This is a genomic window from Streptomyces sp. NPDC026301 (assembly GCF_055567935.1).
This window is the reverse complement of the sequence record NZ_JBVHPN010000020.1, coordinates 81,927-100,496: the sequence shown is the minus strand read 5'-3', so window position 1 is coordinate 100,496 and position 18,570 is coordinate 81,927. Positions and strand designations below refer to the sequence as shown.

14 protein-coding genes are annotated in these 18,570 nt (G+C 71.1%); 10 read left to right on the top strand and 4 right to left on the bottom strand.

Annotation, left to right across the window (positions count from 1 at the left end; all coding sequences use genetic code 11):
- Window positions 1-8 precede the first annotated feature (8 nt).
- The gene (locus ACZ4MH_RS29115; protein ID WP_351587364.1) at window positions 9-989 is read left to right on the top strand and encodes an FAD binding domain-containing protein; all 981 of its coding nucleotides are present in this window, start codon (window positions 9-11) and stop codon (window positions 987-989) included.
- Window positions 986-3,253, top strand: coding sequence for a xanthine dehydrogenase family protein molybdopterin-binding subunit (locus ACZ4MH_RS29110; protein WP_351587366.1), 2,268 nt, complete (start codon window positions 986-988; stop codon window positions 3,251-3,253). The genes ACZ4MH_RS29115 and ACZ4MH_RS29110 overlap by 4 nt, the downstream gene beginning before the upstream one ends.
- Window positions 3,254-3,280: 27 nt before the next feature.
- Here ACZ4MH_RS29110 and ACZ4MH_RS29105 read toward each other — a convergent pair whose 3' ends face one another.
- Window positions 3,281-3,985: a DUF2470 domain-containing protein gene (locus tag ACZ4MH_RS29105; protein WP_351587368.1), complete on the bottom strand. Its 705-nt coding sequence runs from the start codon at window positions 3,983-3,985 to the stop codon at window positions 3,281-3,283.
- A 221-nt stretch (window positions 3,986-4,206) separates the two neighbouring features.
- On the opposite strand from ACZ4MH_RS29105, the gene ACZ4MH_RS29100 reads away from it, so the two are divergent.
- The gene (locus ACZ4MH_RS29100) at window positions 4,207-4,632 is read left to right on the top strand and encodes a pyridoxamine 5'-phosphate oxidase family protein (RefSeq protein WP_351587370.1); all 426 of its coding nucleotides are present in this window, start codon (window positions 4,207-4,209) and stop codon (window positions 4,630-4,632) included.
- A gap of 53 nt (window positions 4,633-4,685) precedes the next feature.
- Window positions 4,686-5,258 (top strand): VC0807 family protein, encoded by a 573-nt coding sequence (locus ACZ4MH_RS29095; protein ID WP_351587372.1) that lies wholly within the window; start codon window positions 4,686-4,688, stop codon window positions 5,256-5,258.
- Window positions 5,259-5,290: 32 nt separating this feature from the next.
- Here ACZ4MH_RS29095 and ACZ4MH_RS29090 read toward each other — a convergent pair whose 3' ends face one another.
- Window positions 5,291-5,992: an ester cyclase gene (locus ACZ4MH_RS29090; protein ID WP_351587486.1), complete on the bottom strand. Its 702-nt coding sequence runs from the start codon at window positions 5,990-5,992 to the stop codon at window positions 5,291-5,293.
- 239 nt (window positions 5,993-6,231) lie between these two features.
- Here ACZ4MH_RS29090 and ACZ4MH_RS29085 point away from each other — a divergent pair, with 239 nt between their 5' ends.
- The 3 genes from ACZ4MH_RS29085 (at window position 6,232) to ACZ4MH_RS29075 (ending at window position 10,232) form a co-directional block, all read left to right on the top strand.
- Complete coding sequence (locus tag ACZ4MH_RS29085; protein WP_351587374.1) at window positions 6,232-8,586, top strand: ABC transporter ATP-binding protein/permease; 2,355 nt, start codon at window positions 6,232-6,234, stop codon at window positions 8,584-8,586.
- A gap of 81 nt (window positions 8,587-8,667) precedes the next feature.
- Complete coding sequence (locus tag ACZ4MH_RS29080) at window positions 8,668-9,168, top strand: hypothetical protein (RefSeq protein WP_351587376.1); 501 nt, start codon at window positions 8,668-8,670, stop codon at window positions 9,166-9,168.
- A gap of 41 nt (window positions 9,169-9,209) precedes the next feature.
- A complete protein-coding gene (locus ACZ4MH_RS29075) occupies window positions 9,210-10,232 on the top strand; it encodes a serine/threonine-protein kinase (protein ID WP_351587489.1) in 1,023 nt (340 codons plus the stop codon).
- Window positions 10,233-10,235: 3 nt separating this feature from the next.
- Here ACZ4MH_RS29075 and ACZ4MH_RS29070 read toward each other — a convergent pair whose 3' ends face one another.
- Entirely contained in the window at window positions 10,236-11,486 is a 1,251-nt protein-coding gene (locus tag ACZ4MH_RS29070; RefSeq protein WP_351587378.1) for a streptophobe family protein, read from the bottom strand.
- Between the two features lie 383 nt (window positions 11,487-11,869).
- On the opposite strand from ACZ4MH_RS29070, the gene ACZ4MH_RS29065 reads away from it, so the two are divergent.
- On the top strand, window positions 11,870-12,973 hold the full coding sequence (locus ACZ4MH_RS29065; protein WP_351587380.1) for a DUF6777 domain-containing protein: 1,104 nt from the start codon (window positions 11,870-11,872) through the stop codon (window positions 12,971-12,973).
- A 791-nt stretch (window positions 12,974-13,764) separates the two neighbouring features.
- On the top strand, window positions 13,765-14,556 hold the full coding sequence (locus ACZ4MH_RS29060; protein WP_351587382.1) for a hypothetical protein: 792 nt from the start codon (window positions 13,765-13,767) through the stop codon (window positions 14,554-14,556).
- 147 nt (window positions 14,557-14,703) lie between these two features.
- Here the strand turns inward: ACZ4MH_RS29060 and ACZ4MH_RS29055 are convergent, their stop codons facing one another.
- Window positions 14,704-17,082: an ATP-binding protein gene (locus ACZ4MH_RS29055; RefSeq protein ID WP_351587384.1), complete on the bottom strand. Its 2,379-nt coding sequence runs from the start codon at window positions 17,080-17,082 to the stop codon at window positions 14,704-14,706.
- A gap of 277 nt (window positions 17,083-17,359) precedes the next feature.
- Here ACZ4MH_RS29055 and ACZ4MH_RS29050 point away from each other — a divergent pair, with 277 nt between their 5' ends.
- Window positions 17,360-18,520 (top strand): substrate-binding domain-containing protein, encoded by a 1,161-nt coding sequence (locus ACZ4MH_RS29050; RefSeq protein ID WP_351587386.1) that lies wholly within the window; start codon window positions 17,360-17,362, stop codon window positions 18,518-18,520.
- Window positions 18,521-18,570: the final 50 nt, after the last annotated feature.

The following is an 18,570-nucleotide window of genomic DNA, read 5'->3' as shown; positions in this document are numbered from 1 at the left end:
GGCCTTTCATGTACCCCTTTGCCTTCACCAAGGCGTCCGACACCCGTGAGGCCCTCGACCGGGGCCGCCGCGGCGGTCGTTACATCGCCGGCGGCACCACTCTGGTCGACCTGATGCGCGAGACCGTCGAACGTCCCGAGACCTTGGTCGACATCACCGGCCTGCCGTTGCGCGAGGTCACCGTCACCGAGCGCGGCGGGCTGCGCCTCGGGGCGCTGGTGCGCATGGCGGAAGCCGCCGCCCATCCCACGGTGCGCGCGCTGTACCCGGTCGTCTGCGAGGCGCTGGAGCTGAGCGCCTCGGCCCAGCTGCGGAACATGGCCACCCTCGGCGGCAACATCATGCAGCGCACCCGCTGCACGTACTTCCGCGACGTGACCGCCGACTGCAACAAGCGCGCCCCCGGCTCCGGCTGCGCCGCGCTGAAGGGATACAACCGCACGCACGCGATCCTGGGCACCTCGGACTCGTGCGTGGCCACCCACCCCTCCGACGTGGCCGTGGCGTTCGCCGCACTGGAGGCGACCGTGCACCTGCTGGGGCCGGACGGAGAACGCCGGGTGCCGTTCGCCGATTTCCTGCTGCGGCCCGGCAGCACCCCTGACCGTGAACAGGCCGTCCGCAAGGGCGAGTTGATCGCAGCGGTGGAGATCCCCGCCCATCCGCGTCCGCTGAAGTCCGGCTACCTGAAGGTGCGCGACCGGCAGTCGTACGAGTTCGCCCTGACCTCGGCAGCGGTCGCGGTGCATGTCCGGGGCGGGGTCATCCGGGAGGCAAGGGTCGCCGCCGGCGGGGTGGGCACCGTGCCGTGGAAGCTGCCCGCAGTCGAGCGGCGCCTCCTCGGCGAGCGCCCCTCCGAGGCGCTGTGGGCAGCCGCTGCCGAGGGAGCGGCGGACGGCGCCCGGCCGCTGGAACACAACCGTTTCAAGGTCGAGTTGCTGAAGCGGACCGTCGAACGTCAGCTGCGCATCGTAGGAGGTACGAAGTGAGCCCCCAGCCGCAGGCAGCCGTGGGTGCGCCGCTGTCCCGGGTGGACGGGCGGCTGAAGGTCACGGGCCAGGCGCTGTACGCCGCCGAACACAACGTCGACGGGGCCGTGCACGCCGTCATCGTCGACAGCAGCATCGGCCGCGGCCGCATCACGTCCCTCGACACCCGTGCTGCCCTGGCCCACCCGGGCGTACTGCGTGTGATCAGTCACCGCAACGCCCCGAAACTGCCCTACCGTGACAACTCCGGGTCGAACAATCCGCCCGGCCGGCGGCTGCGCGTCTTCCAGGACGACCACGTGCTCTTCCACGGCCAGCCGGTCGCCGTCGTCCTCGGCACCACCCTCGATGCTGCACAGCACGGCGCCGGCCTGGTGAAGGTCCGCTACGAGACCGAGCAGCCCTCGACCGACCTGCGCGAGGCCGAGCGGAACGACCGGGACGACCGGGACGACCGGGACGACCAGGAGGACCAGGAGGACCAGGACGAGGGTGCCGAGGAGGCCGAGCCGACGACGTACGCGCGCGGCGACGCCGAAGCCGGGCTGCGCAACGCGGCCGTACGGCTGGACCTGACCTACCGCACGGCCCGCAACCACCACAATCCGATGGAGCCGCACGCCACCATCGCCCGCTGGGACGGCGACCGGCTCACCGTGTGGGACAAGACCCAGTGGATTCTCGGCACCCAGACCGAGCTGGCCGCCGTGTTCGACCTGCCGCTGGACTCCGTGCGCGTCATCTCGCCGTTCATCGGAGGGGCCTTCGGCAGCGGGCTGCGCTGCTGGCCCCACACCGTCGTCGCCGCGCTGGCCGCCCGCGTGACCGGCCGTGCGGTCAAACTGGTGTTGAGCCGCAAGCAGCAGTACTTCGGCACCGGCTTCCGGCCCTCCTACGACTACCGGCTGCGGCTGGGCAGCGACCGGCGCGGCCGCCTGAAGGCCATGGACCACGAGATGGACGCCGAGACGTCCTCGTACGAGACGTTCACCGAGTCGGTCCTGCCGCCCGGGCAGATGCTCTACAGCACGCCCCACATTCGCCAGACGTACCGGACGGTGCCGCTGGATGTGAACACCCCGGTGTGGATGCGCGGCCCCGGCTTCGCCACGGCCTCGTTCGTCATCGAATCGGCCATGGACGAACTCGCGGACAAGCTCGGCATCGACCCGATCGAGCTGCGCCAACGCAACGAACCGGCGCAGGACGAGTCGTCCGGTCTGCCGTTCTCCACCCGCCGCCTGCGCGAGTGCTACACCGTCGGCGCCCGCGAGTTCGGCTGGCAGCGCCGCTCTTCCGAGCCGCGCTCGCGGCGTGAGGGCGACTGGCTGATCGGGCTGGGCATGGCAGCCGGCGTCTACGACACCGCCCGCAACACCGCCCGGGCCCGCGTCCGCCTGGATGCCGACGGCACCGCCGTGGTCGAGGCCGCCACCAGCGACATGGGGCCGGGCACCTACACCTCCCAGACCCAGGTCGCCGCCGACGCCCTCGGCCTGACCATGCGCACCGTCACCTTCAGACTCGGTGACTCCCGCTACCCGGCGACCCCGCCGCACGGCGGCTCGATGACCATGGCCAGCGTCGGTTCCGCCGTACTCGACGGCTGCAACCGGGTCCGGCAGCAAGCGGTCCAACTCGCCGTGACCGACCGCCGATCCCCGCTGTACGGCGTGGACCCCGACGACATCGTCGTACGCGCCGGCCGGCTGCACGTGAAGAACAACTCGGCCCGTGGCGAGACCTACCGCAGCCTGCTCGCCCGCCACCACCGCTCCCACCTCGAAGCCCTCGGCTCCTTCACCGGGCCCACAGGTGCGGAGCGGCACTCCTTCTACGCCTACAACGCCACCTTCGCCGAGGTCGCCGTGGATGCGACACTCGGGCTGGTACGGGTGCGGCGCATGCTCGGTGTGTACGACGCGGGCCGCATCATCAGCCCCAAGCTCGCCGAGAGCCAGGCCATCGGTGGCATCGTCGGCGGCATCGGCACGGCCCTGCTGGAGCATACGGTCACCGACCACCGCGACGGCCGGATCGTCAACGCGAGCCTGGCCGACTACCTCGTCCCGGTCAACGCCGACGTCCCGGACGTCCAAGCGATCTACCTGGACGGCGAGGACCGCGAGGCCGACCCCCTCGGCGTCAAGGGGCTCGGCGAGGTCGTCCATGTCGGCGTGGCACCGGCGATCGCCAACGCGGTCTTCAACGCCACCGGCCGTCGTATCCGTCAACTGCCCATCACTACCGAGGCGTTGACCTGATCCCTGGAGGTGCTGACGCAGATCAGGTCACGAGGCGGGGGCGGCGCCTGCGGTAGCCAGCAGGGCGTGGATCCGGGGGCCGGCTTGGTCGATGTCGGTCACGGGCGCCTTGAACGGCAGACGGACATCGCGGTGGGTGTGCGGGTATTCCAGGCGCAGGGTCACGCCGTAGCGGTCCATCGCCACCGGCAGTGCGCGCGTCATTCCCTTGCGAGGGAGCGGACGGACAAGACGCAGCAGAAGGGGGAGGAGTTCGGAGTGCTCGTCCATGAGATGGGTGAGCATGTCCGCCTCGCGTGTCGCGAGCGGGTCCAGTTCCGTGGCCGCCAACGTGTGGAGGGGGATGAAGGCCCGGTGACCAGCGTCTTCGAGGACCGCCTGACCGAACTCCATGCAGGTGCTTTTCTCGGACGTCGCGTCGTACGGGGTGAGCAGCAGGCCGGTTACGGTGACGCGGGCCCGCAGCCGGTCGCGTACGGGCGTGGGGGCGATGTCGGTGAACTCCAGCCGCACCGGCACCCGCATCGCGTCGCCGTGGGTGCCGGTGCCGGTGCCGGCGTCTTCGGCCGGCGCGTGCAGATGGATGTGCCCCATCGCTCCCGCACCGTCGAGGCGACGCACTTCAGTGGCAAGCCCGTCGCTCACCACCGTCATGGAATGTGCGGCACTCATGATCGACAGGACGCGTTCTGCGGCAGTCGGCATGGTCGCGCGGGCCCTGAAGGGACGCATCCAGGTACTCCAAACCGTCCGGGAGTAGAAACTTAGGTAAGCCTAAGCTAACTCGCTGGCGAGATCCAGGCAGCCCTCGGGGGGGGAAGGCAGTCGGGGCCAGGGGCGGGACCCGAGGCGCGGCGTGGCGCTGCCGGTGCAAGCCGCTGTGCGGGAACCCTGTACGTGATTGATACGTACGCAATTGCTGCGTACCGCAAGAGCCATTGAGGAGGAGTCCTGTGCCATTGACACCTGAAGAACGTGAGCGGTTTTTGGCGGAGCCGCACGTCGGCGCGCTCGCCGTAGCGGCCGGGGAAGGGCGGGCACCGCTCTCCGTCCCGATCTGGTACCACTACGAGCCGGGCGGTGAGTTGTGGATCCTGACGGGTCGGGACTCGCGCAAAGCTCGGCTGATCGACGCTGCCGGCCGCTTCACGATGATGGTGGACCGCGTGGAACCCACCGTCCGGTACGTCTCCGTCGAGGGCCCGGTCACGGCGGTGGAACCGGGCACCCGGGAGGACCACCTGAGGCTGGCCGCCCGGTATCTGCCCAGGGAAAAGGCCGAGGCGTTCGTCGACTACGCGGAGCAAGAGCTGGAGCCGCACGTGATCATCCGGATGCGTCCGCAGCGCTGGGTCAGCTCCGACCTGGGCCAGGCATGAGACCACCAGCCAGGAATGAGACCGCCGCCCTGGCATGAGAAGGCCGCTCTGGCATGAGAAGGCCCGGGGTCAGTGGGAGTCCGCCCGGCCGGGCCGTCGCGGGCATCGACACGCTGCCCGCCCTCCTGGCCGCCACCGCGCTGTACGACCGCCGCGCCGACGGTCTCGCCCTCGGCATGCTGCTCATGTACGGACTGTCGGCGGCCTTCGCCGCGGCGACCTCGGAGCCCCGGCTGCTGCTCCTGCGCGATCCGCTGGTGAGCACCCTCGCCGGGCTGGTGTTCGTCGGGAGCCGGCTGAGGGGCACCCCGGCCACCGCCTACCTGGCGCGCAAGCTGCACGGCCACCCGCTCAGCGCCCCCCGCCTCCACCGCGCGCACCGGACGCAGACCCTGGTACTGGGCACCGGGCTCCTCGCCGAAGGGCTCACGCGCGTCCTGCTCGTGTGCGCGCTGCCGATACCGACGGCCGCCGCGATCACGCCTCCGCTGGAATTCGCGGTGCTCACGCCGCTCGTCCTATGGACGATCCTGCAGCGCCGAAAGATCCTGGCCCGCCCTGCCCAGCGCGCGCCGGCCGCCCTCGCCAATGCCGTCGCGGACACCGGCGACATGCGCGCCCCATAGTTGGCCAGTTAGTTGGCCACTAACGCGGAATATCACTCCCCGAGCGCGCCGACCTCGCGGAGCAGCTTGAGGTTGTCCCAGTTCCACCAGCCTTCCTGGATCTTCCCGTCCTTGGTGAACCGGAAGATGGTGACGCCGGACATCGCGACCTTATTGCCGCTGGCGGGCAGGGTCCGGAAATCGCCTCGGTGGGTGCCGCGCCAGCTCCACCTGGTCGTCACCTTGTCACCCTCGGCGATCTGGTCGTCGACGGTGAAAGCGAAGTCGGGGAACGCCTGTCGATAGCCCGAGACCTCCTGCCGGATACCGTCGGCTCCCCTGGTGTCCTGCTCATTGGCGATGTCGTGGTCGTGATAGTCGGCCGTGAACATCTCGGTGAATCCCGCGGCGTCGCCCGAGGTGCTGACTTCCTCGAAGAAGCGGCGCGCGGTCGCCTTGTTGAGCTGGTCTTCGCGCACCACGTCGAGATCGGTGAACGTCGGCGTCTCCTGGCAGAGCGCCACCATCTCCTGGAAAATACGGTCCGTCTCCGGAAGCTGCGAGTTGCGCACCGCATCCTCGTACGACGGAAACTCGATCATTTCGATGAAGTGATCGGCGTCGGACCGGTCCCTGCCGACGGTCGCGTGTGTGGCCGTCCTCTTCCCCTTCGTCTGCTCGACCCAGGTGTCCATGAGCCGATTCATGGTGTCGAATTGGTCGGTCTTGCAGTCGATGATCTGAACGAAAGTCATGATCTCTCCCACGGGCGAAATTCTGAATGGAATATCCCTTATGTTCAGGTTAGTTCTTATGGGGCTCCGGGGCGCAGTGCAGGCAAGCAATCGAGCAAGCAAGCTTGATGGTCGGCGGGGGCGCGCCCGCCGACCCCTGCGTGACCGGCCTGCCACCAGCGCGTTACCAGGGTTTTCGGGTGATTGATGGCGGCGTTCTTGAACAGGCGGGGGCCGGGCCGCGGCCGTAAAATCCAGGTATGGCTGAGCGGTCGGATTCTCCTACCGCGCCTGAGCTCGTCGTCGAAGCCGGGGGCGGCACCCAGGTGCTGAGTCCGCTCCGGACATATCACGTGGGGCGCGACCCCGCGGGCGAGGTGGTGCTGGACGACATCCGGGTCTCCTGGCATCACGCGGTGCTGCGGACCACGGCCGGCCACTGGGTGGTGGAGGACGAGGAGAGCACCAACGGTACGTACACCGAGGGGCGGCGGGTGCGACAGTCGGGCGTGGGGCCGGGGAGCGTGATCAGGTTCGGCAATCCGGCCGATGGCCCGTGCGCGGTGCTCACCGGCGTACCGCGACCGGCGGAGCCCGCCGACCGGCCGTCCGCCGTCACCTCCGTCCCGCACCCCGCCGCCACCCGCACCTTCCGGGAGCCGAGCGCCGTGCGCCCGCTGCCCTCGGCGCGGGTCACCCGCATCGGCCGGGCGCCCGACAGCGACCTGGTCGTCGAGGACCTCATCGTCTCGCGTCGGCACGCGGAGCTGCGGGCGGGTCCGGAGGGGTACGAGATCGTCGACCTCGGCAGCCACAACGGTACGTATCTCAACGGCCGCCCGGTGACTCGCGCTCCGGTCGTCCCCGGCGACATCGTCGGCGTCGGTCACTCCGCGTTCGTGCTGGTGGGCGAGGAGCTGCAGGAGTTCATCGACACCGGTGAGGTGTCGCTGGACGTGCAGGATCTGGCGGTACGGGTCGACAAGGGGCGCCGGACGCTGCTGGGTCAGGTTTCCTTCCCCGTCGGCGAGAAGTCGCTGCTGGCCGTGGTCGGGCCGAGCGGTGCGGGCAAGTCGACGCTGCTCAACGCGCTGACGGGGCTGCGGCCCGCCGACGAGGGCACGGTGCTGTACGACGGCCGTGACCTGTACCGGGACTACGCCGAGCTGCGGCAGCGCATCGGGCTCGTACCGCAGGACGACATCCTGCACTCCCAGCTGACCGTGCGCCGCGCCCTCGGTTACGCCGCGCGGCTGCGCTTCCCCGAGGACACCGCGAAGGCCGAGCGGCAGGCACGGGTGGACGAGGTCATCCACGAACTGGGGCTGGACCAGCGGGTGAACCAGCCGATCCACTCGCTCTCGGGCGGCCAGCGCAAGCGGGTCAGCGTGGCCCTGGAGCTGCTGACGAAGCCGTCGCTGCTCTTCCTCGACGAGCCGACCTCCGGCCTCGACCCGGGCATGGACCGCTCGGTCATGCACATGCTGCGCGGGCTGGCGGACGACGGCCGTACGGTCATCGTCGTCACCCACAGCGTGCTCAGCCTGGACGTCTGCGACCGGCTGCTCGTCCTCGCACCGGGCGGGACGATCGCGTACTACGGGCCGCCGGACGAAGCGCTGCGGTACTTCGGATTCGACCAGTGGCCGGAGGCGTTCGAGACCTTCGAGAACGACAAGGACCGGGACTGGGCGGGGGCGTTCCGCGCCTCGCCGCAGCACCGTCGCTATGTCGCGGCGGAGTCCCGGCAGCCCCGGCGCGCCCCCGAGTCCCCGCGGAGCCCGGTGGCCGCGCCCAAGGCGCAGAGCTGGGGTGCGCAGCTGCGTACGCTCGTACGGCGTTACACGGCGGCGCTGACCGCCGACCGTACGTTCCTGGTCATCATGGTCGCGCTGCCGTTCGTGATGGGCGCGATGGCGCACGCCCTGGCCGGCAGCCGGCTCACCCGCGACTCGGCGCTCAACGCGCTGCTGATCCTGTGTGTCGGCGCGGTGCTGACGGGCGCCGCCAACGCCGTACGCGAACTGGTCAAGGAACGCACGATCTACCAGCGGGAGAGAGCCGTCGGCCTGTCCAGATCGGCGTATCTGATGTCCAAGGTGCTGGTGCTGGGGACGATCACGGTCGTCCAGGCGGTGGTACTGACCATGGTGGCGCTGTTCGGCGTCAAGCTGAACGCGCCGGACGGAAAAGGGGTGTTGCTGCCGCCGCTCGTCGAAATCACCCTTGCCGTCGCCCTGTTGGCCTTCACCGCGATGATGCTCGGCCTGTTCGTGTCGGCGCTGGTGCGGAAGGAGGAGGTCACCATGCCGCTGCTGGTCCTCCTCGCGATCGTGCAGGTCGTGTTCTGCGGCGCGCTGCTCAAGCTGCAGGGCGTGCCGGGGCTGGAGCAGCTGGCGTGGCTGGTGCCGTCGCGGTGGGCGCTGGGCGCCATGGCGGGCACGATCCATCTGCACCGGATCGTGCCGCAGGGCATCACCGCCGATCCGCTGTTCCGGCACGAGGCGGGGATCTGGCTGCTCGACATGGGCATGTTGATCGTGCTCTCGCTCGTCCTCGGATTCCTGGTCGCCAAGCTGCTGCGGCGGCGCGAGCCCGAGATCATGCGCAAGTAGCCCCGTCCTGCACGAAGCTGCCGATTCCCTCCCGTACGGAGCTGCTGACCCCGTCCCGTGCGGAGCGCCGAGGAGCCGCCTGTGACCGCCCCCGACTTCGTCCCCAGCCATGTCGTCCCGCCGGAGGGCCTGACGACCTGGTCGGCGCCGGACGCCGAGTGGCCGATGGTGCCGCTCGACCCACTGCTGCCCGTCCAGGTCGTCGAGCGCCGGGGCGACTGGGCGCTGGCGCTGTGCTCCAACGGCTGGTCGGCGTGGGTGGACGGGCGGCTGCTGCTGCCGGTTCCGCACGGCCCGCCGGCCGCCGGGCAGCCCGCCGCCAGGACCGCGGACCCCCGGCCGTTGCTGGGCGCGGTCGAGGAGGAGCTGAGCCGGTACCGACGGCTGATCGAGGAGCTGTCCACGGGGCGGCTGGACGCCGCGTCCTTCGCGGAGCGGACCCGGGGCACCCGGGTGGGGGTGGTCGTGGACGGCGAGGCGGTCTGGCTGTACGACGCGCCGCATGAGCGGTGGTGTTACTGCGACGGGGTGTCGCTGGAGACGTTCGCGGTGGCGCGGGGGCCCGCGGAGGGCGAGCGGTGAACGCCGGGGAAGCCCAGTGGCGCGACCGGACGCCCGGCCGCGTGCCGGAGCGCGCGACCGCCCCCGACGCTTCCGGGCTGCGCGGGCGCCGCATCGCCGGATATCTGCTGGAGGACGAGATCGGCCGCGGCGGCATGGCGGTCGTGTACCGGGCGCAGGACCTGCGGCTCGGCCGTACGGTCGCGGTGAAGCTGCTGGCGCCCGAGCTGGCGCGCAACGACACCTTCCGGCAGCGCTTCGCGCACGAATCACGCGTGGCGGCGTCGATCGACCACCCGCACATCGTGCCGGTCTTCGAGGCAGGCGAGACCGACGGCGTGCTGTACATCGCCATGCGGTACGTCGAGGGGCGGGACCTGCGCGCGCTGCTCGACCGCGACGGCCGGCTGCCACTGGAGACCGCCTGCCGTGTCGCCCTGCAGGTGGCCTCCGCGCTGGACGCCGCCCATGCGCATGATCTGGTGCACCGGGACGTCAAGCCGGGCAACGTCCTGGTGGCCGACGGCACCGACAGCGACCACCCGGAGCATGTGTATCTGACCGACTTCGGGCTGACGAAGAAGTCGCTGTCGCTCACGGGCTTCACCCGTGTCGGGCAGTTCGTGGGGACCCTGGACTATGTGGCGCCCGAGCAGATCTCGGGGCGCCCGGTGGACGGCCGCTGCGATGTGTACAGCCTGGCCTGCGTCGTCTTCGAGATGCTGACCGGGGCACCGCCGTTCCGGCGCGATGACGACATGGCGCTGCTCTGGGCGCACCAGTACGATCCCGCGCCGCCGCTGACGAGCCTGCGGCCCGACCTGCCGCCGGCCGTCGACGCGGTACTGGCCAACGCCCTGGCCAAGGCGCCCGGTGACCGCTACGGCACCTGCCGCGGGTTTGTGACGGCGCTGCGTACGGCCGGGCGGACCGCGGCGCCCGTCGCACCGCCGAGCACCCCTCAGGAGCACGCTCCGACGCGGGTGGACGCCCAGCTGGAGGCGTACGGCAACCTGCCGCGCTACACGGCTCCGCCGGCGCCGCCTGACTGGGCCGCGCCGGTGTTTCCGGGGCGAACGGGCTGAGCTTCACGGCTGTCCGAGCCTCGCGTCCCGTACCTCCCCCGGATGCCGTACGCGCCGCGCCAGGAGGCTGCCGAGGAACCCGGTGACCAGCCCCCACCCGGCGCCCGCCGCCACCAGGCGCGGGAGCTCCGGCTGCAGGGAGACCTCGCCGCCCAGTCCGCCGCCGAGGTCCCCGATGCCGATGAGGGAGAGCCCGTAGTGCGCGGAGATCCGGGTGAGCAGTCCGACGACGAGCAGGGTGAGCGCCAGTGCCGCGGCCATCTCCAGTGCATGCCGCCAGGCGGGCAGCAGGGCCGGGGACCGTACCGCCGCGGTGAAGGCGGCGGCGAGCAGCACAATGGCCGCCACCGCCACGAGGAGCCAGGCGCGCCCGTCGTACTCCGCGATCGTGCCCAGGTCCAGGGTCCGTTCGCCGCCACGGGTGCGCAGCACCTCGTCGAGTACGTGCGGCATCGGCAGCCCCATCGCTTTGTCGACATGTCCGGCCCAGGCGCCGCCGGTGCCGATCCCCAGCGCCATCCAGACCAGGTTCGGCAGGCCGAGAAACAGTACGGCGAAGGTCTCGGCAGGGTGCCCGCGGGTGAAGAGCACGATCACGCCGACGACCAGCCCGATTGCGACGTAACCGACCAGCACCAGCAGCATCGCGAAGGCGGGCGGCCGTACGGAACGCTGGAAGTGCAGCAGCCGGGAGGAGAGCGGGGCCTTGCGCGACACGATGAACGTGAGGGCGAGGACGGCCAGCACCCAGAGCAGTCCGAAGCCGAGTGTCGCGGGGACATCGGCCCGGAATCCCACGGTGGGGCTCGCGCCGAGCTCCGCTCCGATGTCCTCGGCGATGTCGTTGCCGGTCGAGATCCGGAAGCTGTGGCGCGCGAAAAGGGCGAGTACCAGCAGGAACAGCAGCCAGCATGCGGCCGTACGGGCGATGCGGTCCAGCAGTTCGCCGGTGGCGGCCACCGCCCGGTGGCGCAGCGGAAGCAGGAAGACGGCGGCCGTCACCAGGGCGCCGGCCAGCGTCACCGAGAGCGGTACGGCATCGACGGCGGCGTCCGCCCGCGCGATGACGCCGGTGTCGCCGGAGAGGTCGACCGAGCCGCCGGCCGCGATGACGACAACGGCCGCGACCACGTGGGGGTACGCCCCGCCGGGCAGGTGCGCCGCGCCCGCCGCCCACAGTCCCAGCGCGGCGACCACGAGCATGGCGACGATGCCCGCGCCCGCCGCGGCGAGCGCTTCTCGCGTCCGGCTCACGTGTCTCCTCACTTCTCACCCCCTTGTCCCTCACCCTCGGCTACCGCGTTCACCACCGTAAGTACGGGCACGCCGCCCCGCTTGCGGACGGCGCCGGTACTGAGCACACAATGGCGTAAAGGGGGAATAAACGGGTGAAATTCGGGTCCCGCCGGATGGTCCACGCGGCGACGCCCGACACGCGTGGGAAGAAGGACCGACCCGTGACATCTCAACCACCGCCCGACAGCCGGCCGACCGGCCCACCATCGGGTCCGCCGTCCGGCCCGCTCTCCGGGCCGTCGTCAGAGCCGCAGTCAGGGTCGCAGTCGGGCCCCTCCCCGGGCCCGTCGTCAGGGCCGTCCTCGGGCGCGCCTTCCGGGTCCGATCACGAGCCGACTCAGGTGGGCTCCAGTTCCGGCTCCGGCTCGGGCTCCGGGGACTGGCCGGGCGGGGCCGGTGGGTCCGGTGGATCCGGTGGATCGGGCGGACCCGGTGGCGGCAAGCCCTGGTGGCGGTCCTCGTCACGCGTCGCGCTCATCACCGCCGTCCTCGTCGCGGCCGTGGCCCTGACCGTCTTCCTCACCCGTCCGGACAGCGGTACCGGCTCGGGCGAGGTCTTCCTCCAACCGGCTGCCGCGCAGGGCAAGGACCCCTTCACCAAATCGACGGCCAAGGACTCCACCGCGCCCGCTTCGCCGACCGCGACGCCGACGGCGCCGTCCGGTGACACGGGCGGCGCGACCGGCGTCGCGGGCTCGGCGCCCGGCCTGTACGGCGGCAGCCGCTCCGCGCCGAGCTGTGATGTCGAGAAGCAGATCGCCTTCCTGCGGGGAGCGCCGGCCAAAGCCAAGGCGTTCGCCGACACCGAGGGCATCGCCCGGACCGAAGTGCCCTCCTACCTCCGGTCGTTGACCCCCGTACAGCTGCGCAAGGACACCCGGGTCACCAACCACGGCTTCAAGGACGGCAAGGCCACCGGCTACCAGTCGGTCCTGCAGGCCGGCACGGCCGTACTGGTCGACTCGCGCGGAGTGCCGCGCGTGCGCTGCGCCTGCGGAAACCCGCTGCTGCCGCCGGTGGCCGTCAAGGCGACACCGAAGCCGGTCGGCAAGCCGTGGCCGGGGTACCAGCACTCGGACGTGGTGGTCGTGCAGCAATCGACCACCGTGGTCAATGTCTTCGTCCTCGTCGACCTGGACACGGGAGCCTGGTTCAAGCGCGCCGCGGGCGATGAAACGGGCAGGACGGACGCCCCGACCACTCCGCCGCCCTCCGAAACCGCCTCCCACTCCCCGTCATCGACCTGCCCGCCCTCCGCGTCCCCGTCGTCGACGTGCCCGTCCTCCGAATCGACATCCCCCTCCCCGACCTCCGAGACCCCCTCCTCCCCCGCCACAGAACCCGCGACTCCCTCCGCACCGTCGGACACCCCGACGCCCGCCTCCCCCAGCCCGCCCCAGGAAGAGCCCGGCACGACCCCGGAGGTCCCACCGCCCGGCACGTAAGGCCGGGCGGGTAACGCCGCAGCGGCTGTACGGGAGTCCCGAGTACCGCCTCGGACGTCAACACGCTTTCGCTACCCGGATGTAGCCGCCGCCGAGTCGGGGCGGCTCTCCGCCGCGCTCATCGAAAACCCGGTCGGAACCCGGTCGGAACCTACTCGGAACCCACTCGGACGATGCCTTGTCCGGCCATAATTTCTCCGCGGGAAGAACCACTCATCTCTTGCGGGATTACTCCGTCCGAGTGTGTTCGGAGCCCTGCTGGAAGTGGTACCTGCCTGCTGTTCGGCAGGTACGAGCGGCAACCGCGGTTGGGCGACCCTATGGGTATTGACGAGGTGTTTTTGGGGTGCGGCAAGGGCGGCGGGGGCTTCGCCGGGGACGGATGGCATCATGAGCCGCAGGCCGTTTGCGGCCGGGGCGTGGTGGGCTGTCACGAACTCGAGCGCGGCTACCGGCAATTTCGGAGCATCGGTATGCGGTTCGCAACGGTCGTGCTCAGGGCGAGCAGGACCTTATACTCAACGACTTCGACAACATGGTGAAAACGTCGTCGCCGCAGCCCTGCTTCCGGCGAAGCTCTGACGGGCATTGCCGTGGAGGGCCGGCGAGCAATGCCCGGGCCGGGAACGCGCATCGGCAGCTGTGGCGCCGGTAAGGGATACCGGCAGTACCGCGGCAGTGGTCAAGGCCGCCGCCGCTCCCCGCTCCGCACCGCCACAGACCCGCACAAGTACATCCAGCGCCCGCCAGAACAAACTGGCTCTGGGCCGACCGAAGAAGAAAGGCACCACATGACCGCTACCGTCAACACACCGGGCAGCATCACCGCCACAACGGACCTGCTGCAGGCAGAACTTCCCCGACTGGAGGCACACCAGCAGACGCTGGAAAAGGAACTGGCCGCCGTCACCACCCGGCTGGATTCCGTGCGCACCGCCCTCAACGCACTGCAGGCGCTGGCCACCACCCAGTCCGTGCCGCAGCCCGCTGAGAATGCCGCCCCCGAGCCGGACACTGCTTCCGCATCGGCCCCCGCATCGGCGGCCTCCGACAGCACGACCGCATCCGAGCCCACCGCCGCGGCCGTCGCGCCGGCGAGCGAGGCAACTACCGAAACCGCCCAGGCGTCCAAGGCGGACGCCGCCCCGGCTCCGGCTGTGCCCAAGCCCCGCAAGGCGCCCGCCGGCGCTGGTCGCAAGAGCACAGCGAAGGCGCCCGCCGCATCGGAGCGCAAGAGCCGCCCCGCCGCCAAGTCCGCCTCGCCCAAGAACGCCTCGTCCAAGAACGCCAAGACGAAGACGGCGAAGACCACGGCAGCGAAGGCCACTGCGGCCAAGGAGACGGCCAAGGAGGCCGCCCCCATCGCACCGGCCAAGGACGGCAACGGACTCACCGAACAGGTCCTGAAGGCACTGACGCAGATCGGCAGCAGCCCTGTCCGGGCGCGGGATGTCGCCGAAGCCGTGGGACGCGCCCAGGACACGGCCGGTATCAACACCGTACGCAGCACCCTGGACCGCCTGGTCGCCTCCTCCAGGGCCCAGCGGGCCGGCCGCGGCCTGTACCAGGCTGTCACCGCCTGATCGGCCGTGCGGGCCGGCGAGCAGCGCGTGGAGCGGGGCGGCGCCCTCGGCTCCGACTTGCTCCAGCGCCGCCGGCCTCCCGTTGTCGAGGAGACATGATGGCGGCGTACGGCTATCGGACGCCGATGACGTCACGATCTGGGTGAGTCACTCCAGTCCCGTGATCTGCGTCCGTGACGTGAGGCCGAGTTTGTTCAGGATGTGTTCCACGTGGGCGTCGGCTGTGCGTTTGGAGACGACGAGGCGTTCCGCGATCTGGCGGTTGGTCAGTCCCTCCGCGACCAGGGCGGCCACCTGGCGTTCGCGGTGGGTGAGGCCGGGCGGTCGGGTGGTGGTGCGATGCGGTGCCGAGGGAATCGCGGTGTCCGGTGCGGTCTGTGGCGTGGGGGTGGCCGCCATGGTGCCGGTCGGCGCTGCCTTGGTGTTGTCGGTCGCGGGGGCGGGGAGTGTGTTGGTGTCCTGTACCGCGTACGTCACCGACTCTGTGAGGTCCAGGGCCGCGCCGCGGGCGTGATGGTCGGCGTATACGGAATCGCCCAGTGCCGTGCGCGCCGTGGTGACGGCCGTGTCCCGTTCCGCGTTCAGGGTCGGTACGTTGAACAGTCGCACGCCGCCGATCCTGGTCCAGAACGCCTCGGCGGCGCCCAGCAGCCAGGCGGCCCGTTCGAAGCGCTCCGACCGGGCGGCGGACCAGGCCAGCAGTTCCATGGCGATCGCCGCGCCGAGGCGGTCGTTCACTGCCAGCTTGAGGACCAGCGCCTCGCGGCCGAGCCGGTCGCGTTCCTCGGCCCGGGAGTCCTCGTGCGCCATCCACAGCGCCAGCTGCCGGTACAGCAGGCAGTAGCTGCGGGTCCAGCACTCGCCGGGGGCCGACTCCAGCGCCCGCAGGCCCTCCCCGGACACCTCCCAGGCGCGCTCGACGTCGCCGACGAGTGCCGCGCCGAAGGTCTGGATGAAGCAGGTGATGCCCAGCCCGTCGTGGTCGCGCAGCGTGCGGAAGGCGCGGCGGGCCTCGTCGAGGTCGCGGTGCGCCTCCGGCAGCTGCGAGCGGAACAACGCCAGACAGCCGCGGAACTCGATCGCGTACGCCGCGCCGCGCCGGTCGCCGATCCGTTCGGCCATGGCCAGCGATTCCAGGAGGTGTGGTTCGGACGCGTCGCTCTGTCCCAGGACCATCAGGATCCAGGCGAGGCGGTGCAGTGCCTCGACGCGCTCGGTGCAGTCGTGCTTCACCTTGGCCAGGCCGTGCTCGAGCCAGCGGGCGCCCTCCTGCATCCGGCCCGTCATGATCCAGTGCGTCCACAGCCGGGCGGCCAGGTCCAGGCCGCGCAGCGCCAGTTCGGGGTCGTCGGTGCCGGTGCCGTACTCCAGGGCGATGCGGAAGTTCTGCAGCCAGCGCGCGAGGGCCCGTAGGTGCTCCGCCTGCCGGTCGCTGTGGAAGGGCTGGTCGGCGCGCTCGGCGAACGCCGCGAAGTAGTCGAAGTGCGCCCGGCGGTACTCTTCCTCCTCGCCGCTCTGGGTCAGCCGCTCGGCACCGTACTCGCGCAGGGTGTCCAGCAGTCGGTAGCGCGCCTGCTCCGCTTCGATACGCAGTACCACCGACTTGTCGACCAGCCCGATGAGCTGCTCCAGCACGTCCTCGGCAGGCAGCTCACCGCCTCCGCACACGGCCTCGGCGGCTTCGGCGTCGAATTCCCCGGCGAACACGGACAGCCGCCGCCACAGCAGCTGTTCCTGCGGGGTGCACAGGTCGTGGCTCCAGTCGATGGCGTCCTGCAGGGTACGGTGCCGGGGCACCGCACCACGGCGGCCGCCTGTCAGCGCCTGGAACCGGTGCTCCAGCCGGGCGGCCAGATCGCTGAGTGACAGCACCCGCAGCCGTACCACGGCCAGTTCGATCGCCAGCGGCATCCCGTCCAGCCGACGGCAGATGGAGGTGACGTCCTTGCGGTTGCCGTTGGTGACGGCGAAGCCCGGTACGACGGCGGCGGCCCGCTCGGCGAACAGCTGTACCGCCTCGCGGTCGGTGGGCAGCGGCGTGATCGGGTAGACGAACTCGCCCGGGACGTCCAGGGGTTGGCGGCTGGTGGCCAGTACTGTGACACCGGGCGCCATGCGCAGCATCAGATCGGCGAGCATCGCACAGGCGTCCAGCAGGTGCTCGCAGGTGTCCAGGACGAGCAGCAGCCGCTTGGCGGCGAGGTAGGAGACGAGGAGGCCCACCGGGTCGCGGTCCCCCTGCTCGGACAGGCCGAGCGCCGCCGCCACGGTGTGCGGCAGCAGTACCGGGTCGTGCAGGGACGACAGCTCGACGAAGCAGGCGCGGTCGGGGAAGTACGGCAGCGCGGTACGGGCGGCCCGCAGCGCGAGCCTCGTCTTGCCGACTCCGCCGGGCCCGATGAGCGACACCAGCCGGGCCTTGTCGAAGAGCGCGCCGACCTCCCGCAGTTCCTGTTCCCGCCCGACGAAACCCGTGACTTCCACGGGCAGTCCGCCGGCCTGCTCCCTGACATATCCCAAGGCCATGTGGTGCTCGCCCTCCGCCTGCCGTGCGCCCCAGTGGGAGTTCCTACGCTACGCGGAGCAGCACGGCCTTCGATGCGGTTCCGAGCAGTCTCTCCGGCCGGACCATGCCGGGCAGTGCATCGATGGCGTACGCGTCCCGGTCGGGGTGGCGGGCCGACCGGGGAGGCGGGCCGGCCGGGCGAGGTCCGCCGGCGTGGACGCCAGGTCTCGTGCGGGGGCGGGCTGATCGTTATGCTGCCGTCAAAACGCTCAAACGAACGCAGGGGGGCGCAGCGACATGCGGGAACCGGTCGATCTGAGGCGGCAGCGGATCTTGGGCGTGGTGCGGTCGCGCGGGGCGGTCCGCGTCGGCGATCTCGCGGCCGAGCTGGACGTTTCGGTGGTCACCGTGCGCCGGGACGTCGAGGAGCTGGCCCGCGCGGGGCAGCTGCGGCGCGGGCACGGAGTGGTGCGTTCGATCGTGCCGGTCGAGGAGGCGGTGGGCTCGGTGGGCGCTGCGGCGGGAGTGCCGGGGGCGCGGCCGGGCGAGGACGGTGCCGCGATAGGGCTGGTGGTGCCCGAGCGGCACTCATACCTCTTCGAGATCCTGCACGGTGCGCGCACCGTGCTGGAGGAGGCCGGCATACGGATCGCGCTGCACATCGCGCCCGCCGTCTCCGGTGGCGAACGCCCCATGGTGGAGCAGGCGTTGGCCAGCGGCGTGCAGGGCCTGCTGATCGCGCCGCGCTGGCGCGGGCTGGGTGCCGAGGAGGCCGACTACGGCTGGCTCGGGTCGCTGGACGTACCGGCCGTACTCATGGAGCGCCGCCCGCGGCCCGGCAGCGCGCTGCACGCGCTGGACTCGGTCTGCTCCGACCATTGGTACGGGGTCCATCTCGCCGTCGAGCACCTGATCTCGCTGGGGCACCGGCGGATCGTCCTGGGCGCCCGGGACGACAGCCCTACGGCCCGGGCGGTGCGTGCGGCGTTCGCGGCGATCGCGGCGGAGCGGGCGGAGGTCGAGGACTGGGCCGTGACGCTGAGTTCGCCGACCGCCGTGCCGGAGCCGGCGGAACGGCTGGGCGTGGCGGAGGAGCTCCCCCCGGCCCCCCAGCCCGACGTCCTCGACCTCCTGCGCGCCCGTGGCGCCACCGCCGCCCTGCTGCACGGTGACGTGGACGCGCTGATGCTGGTCCAGCGGTTCCAGGAGGCCGGGATACGGGTGCCGGAGGACTTTTCGGTGGTGGCGTACGACGATGTCGTCGCGGCGCTGGGCAGTACTCCGCTGACCGCGGTGGCGCCGCCCAAGACGGAGGTGGGGCGGGCGGCGGCCGAGCTGCTGCTGCACCGGCTGCGGCGGCCCGCCGGGGAGCGCCCCGCACCCGTACGGCGCATCGAGCTGCTGCCGGATCTGCAGGTGCGCGGTTCGACCGGACCGGCGAAGTCTGCTGGTGAGTGACCGTCAGGAGAGGACTCGCCCGCACCCCATGAGCGTTCGATCGTTTCATT

Bases quoted from the DNA above. Each gene is read 5' to 3' on its own strand.
- ACZ4MH_RS29115 (WP_351587364.1), top strand. From the start codon at position 9: ATGTACCCCTTTGCCTTCACCAAGGCGTCCGACACCCGTGAGGCCCTC.
- ACZ4MH_RS29105 (WP_351587368.1), bottom strand. From the start codon at position 3,985: ATGCGTCCCTTCAGGGCCCGCGCGACCATGCCGACTGCCGCAGAACGC.
- ACZ4MH_RS29095 (WP_351587372.1), top strand. From the start codon at position 4,686: ATGAGAAGGCCCGGGGTCAGTGGGAGTCCGCCCGGCCGGGCCGTCGCG.
- ACZ4MH_RS29090 (WP_351587486.1), bottom strand. From the start codon at position 5,992: ATGACTTTCGTTCAGATCATCGACTGCAAGACCGACCAATTCGACACC.
- ACZ4MH_RS29085 (WP_351587374.1), top strand. From the start codon at position 6,232: ATGGCTGAGCGGTCGGATTCTCCTACCGCGCCTGAGCTCGTCGTCGAA.
- ACZ4MH_RS29060 (WP_351587382.1), top strand. From the start codon at position 13,765: ATGACCGCTACCGTCAACACACCGGGCAGCATCACCGCCACAACGGAC.
- ACZ4MH_RS29055 (WP_351587384.1), bottom strand. From the start codon at position 17,082: ATGGCCTTGGGATATGTCAGGGAGCAGGCCGGCGGACTGCCCGTGGAA.
- ACZ4MH_RS29050 (WP_351587386.1), top strand. From the start codon at position 17,360: ATGCGGGAACCGGTCGATCTGAGGCGGCAGCGGATCTTGGGCGTGGTG.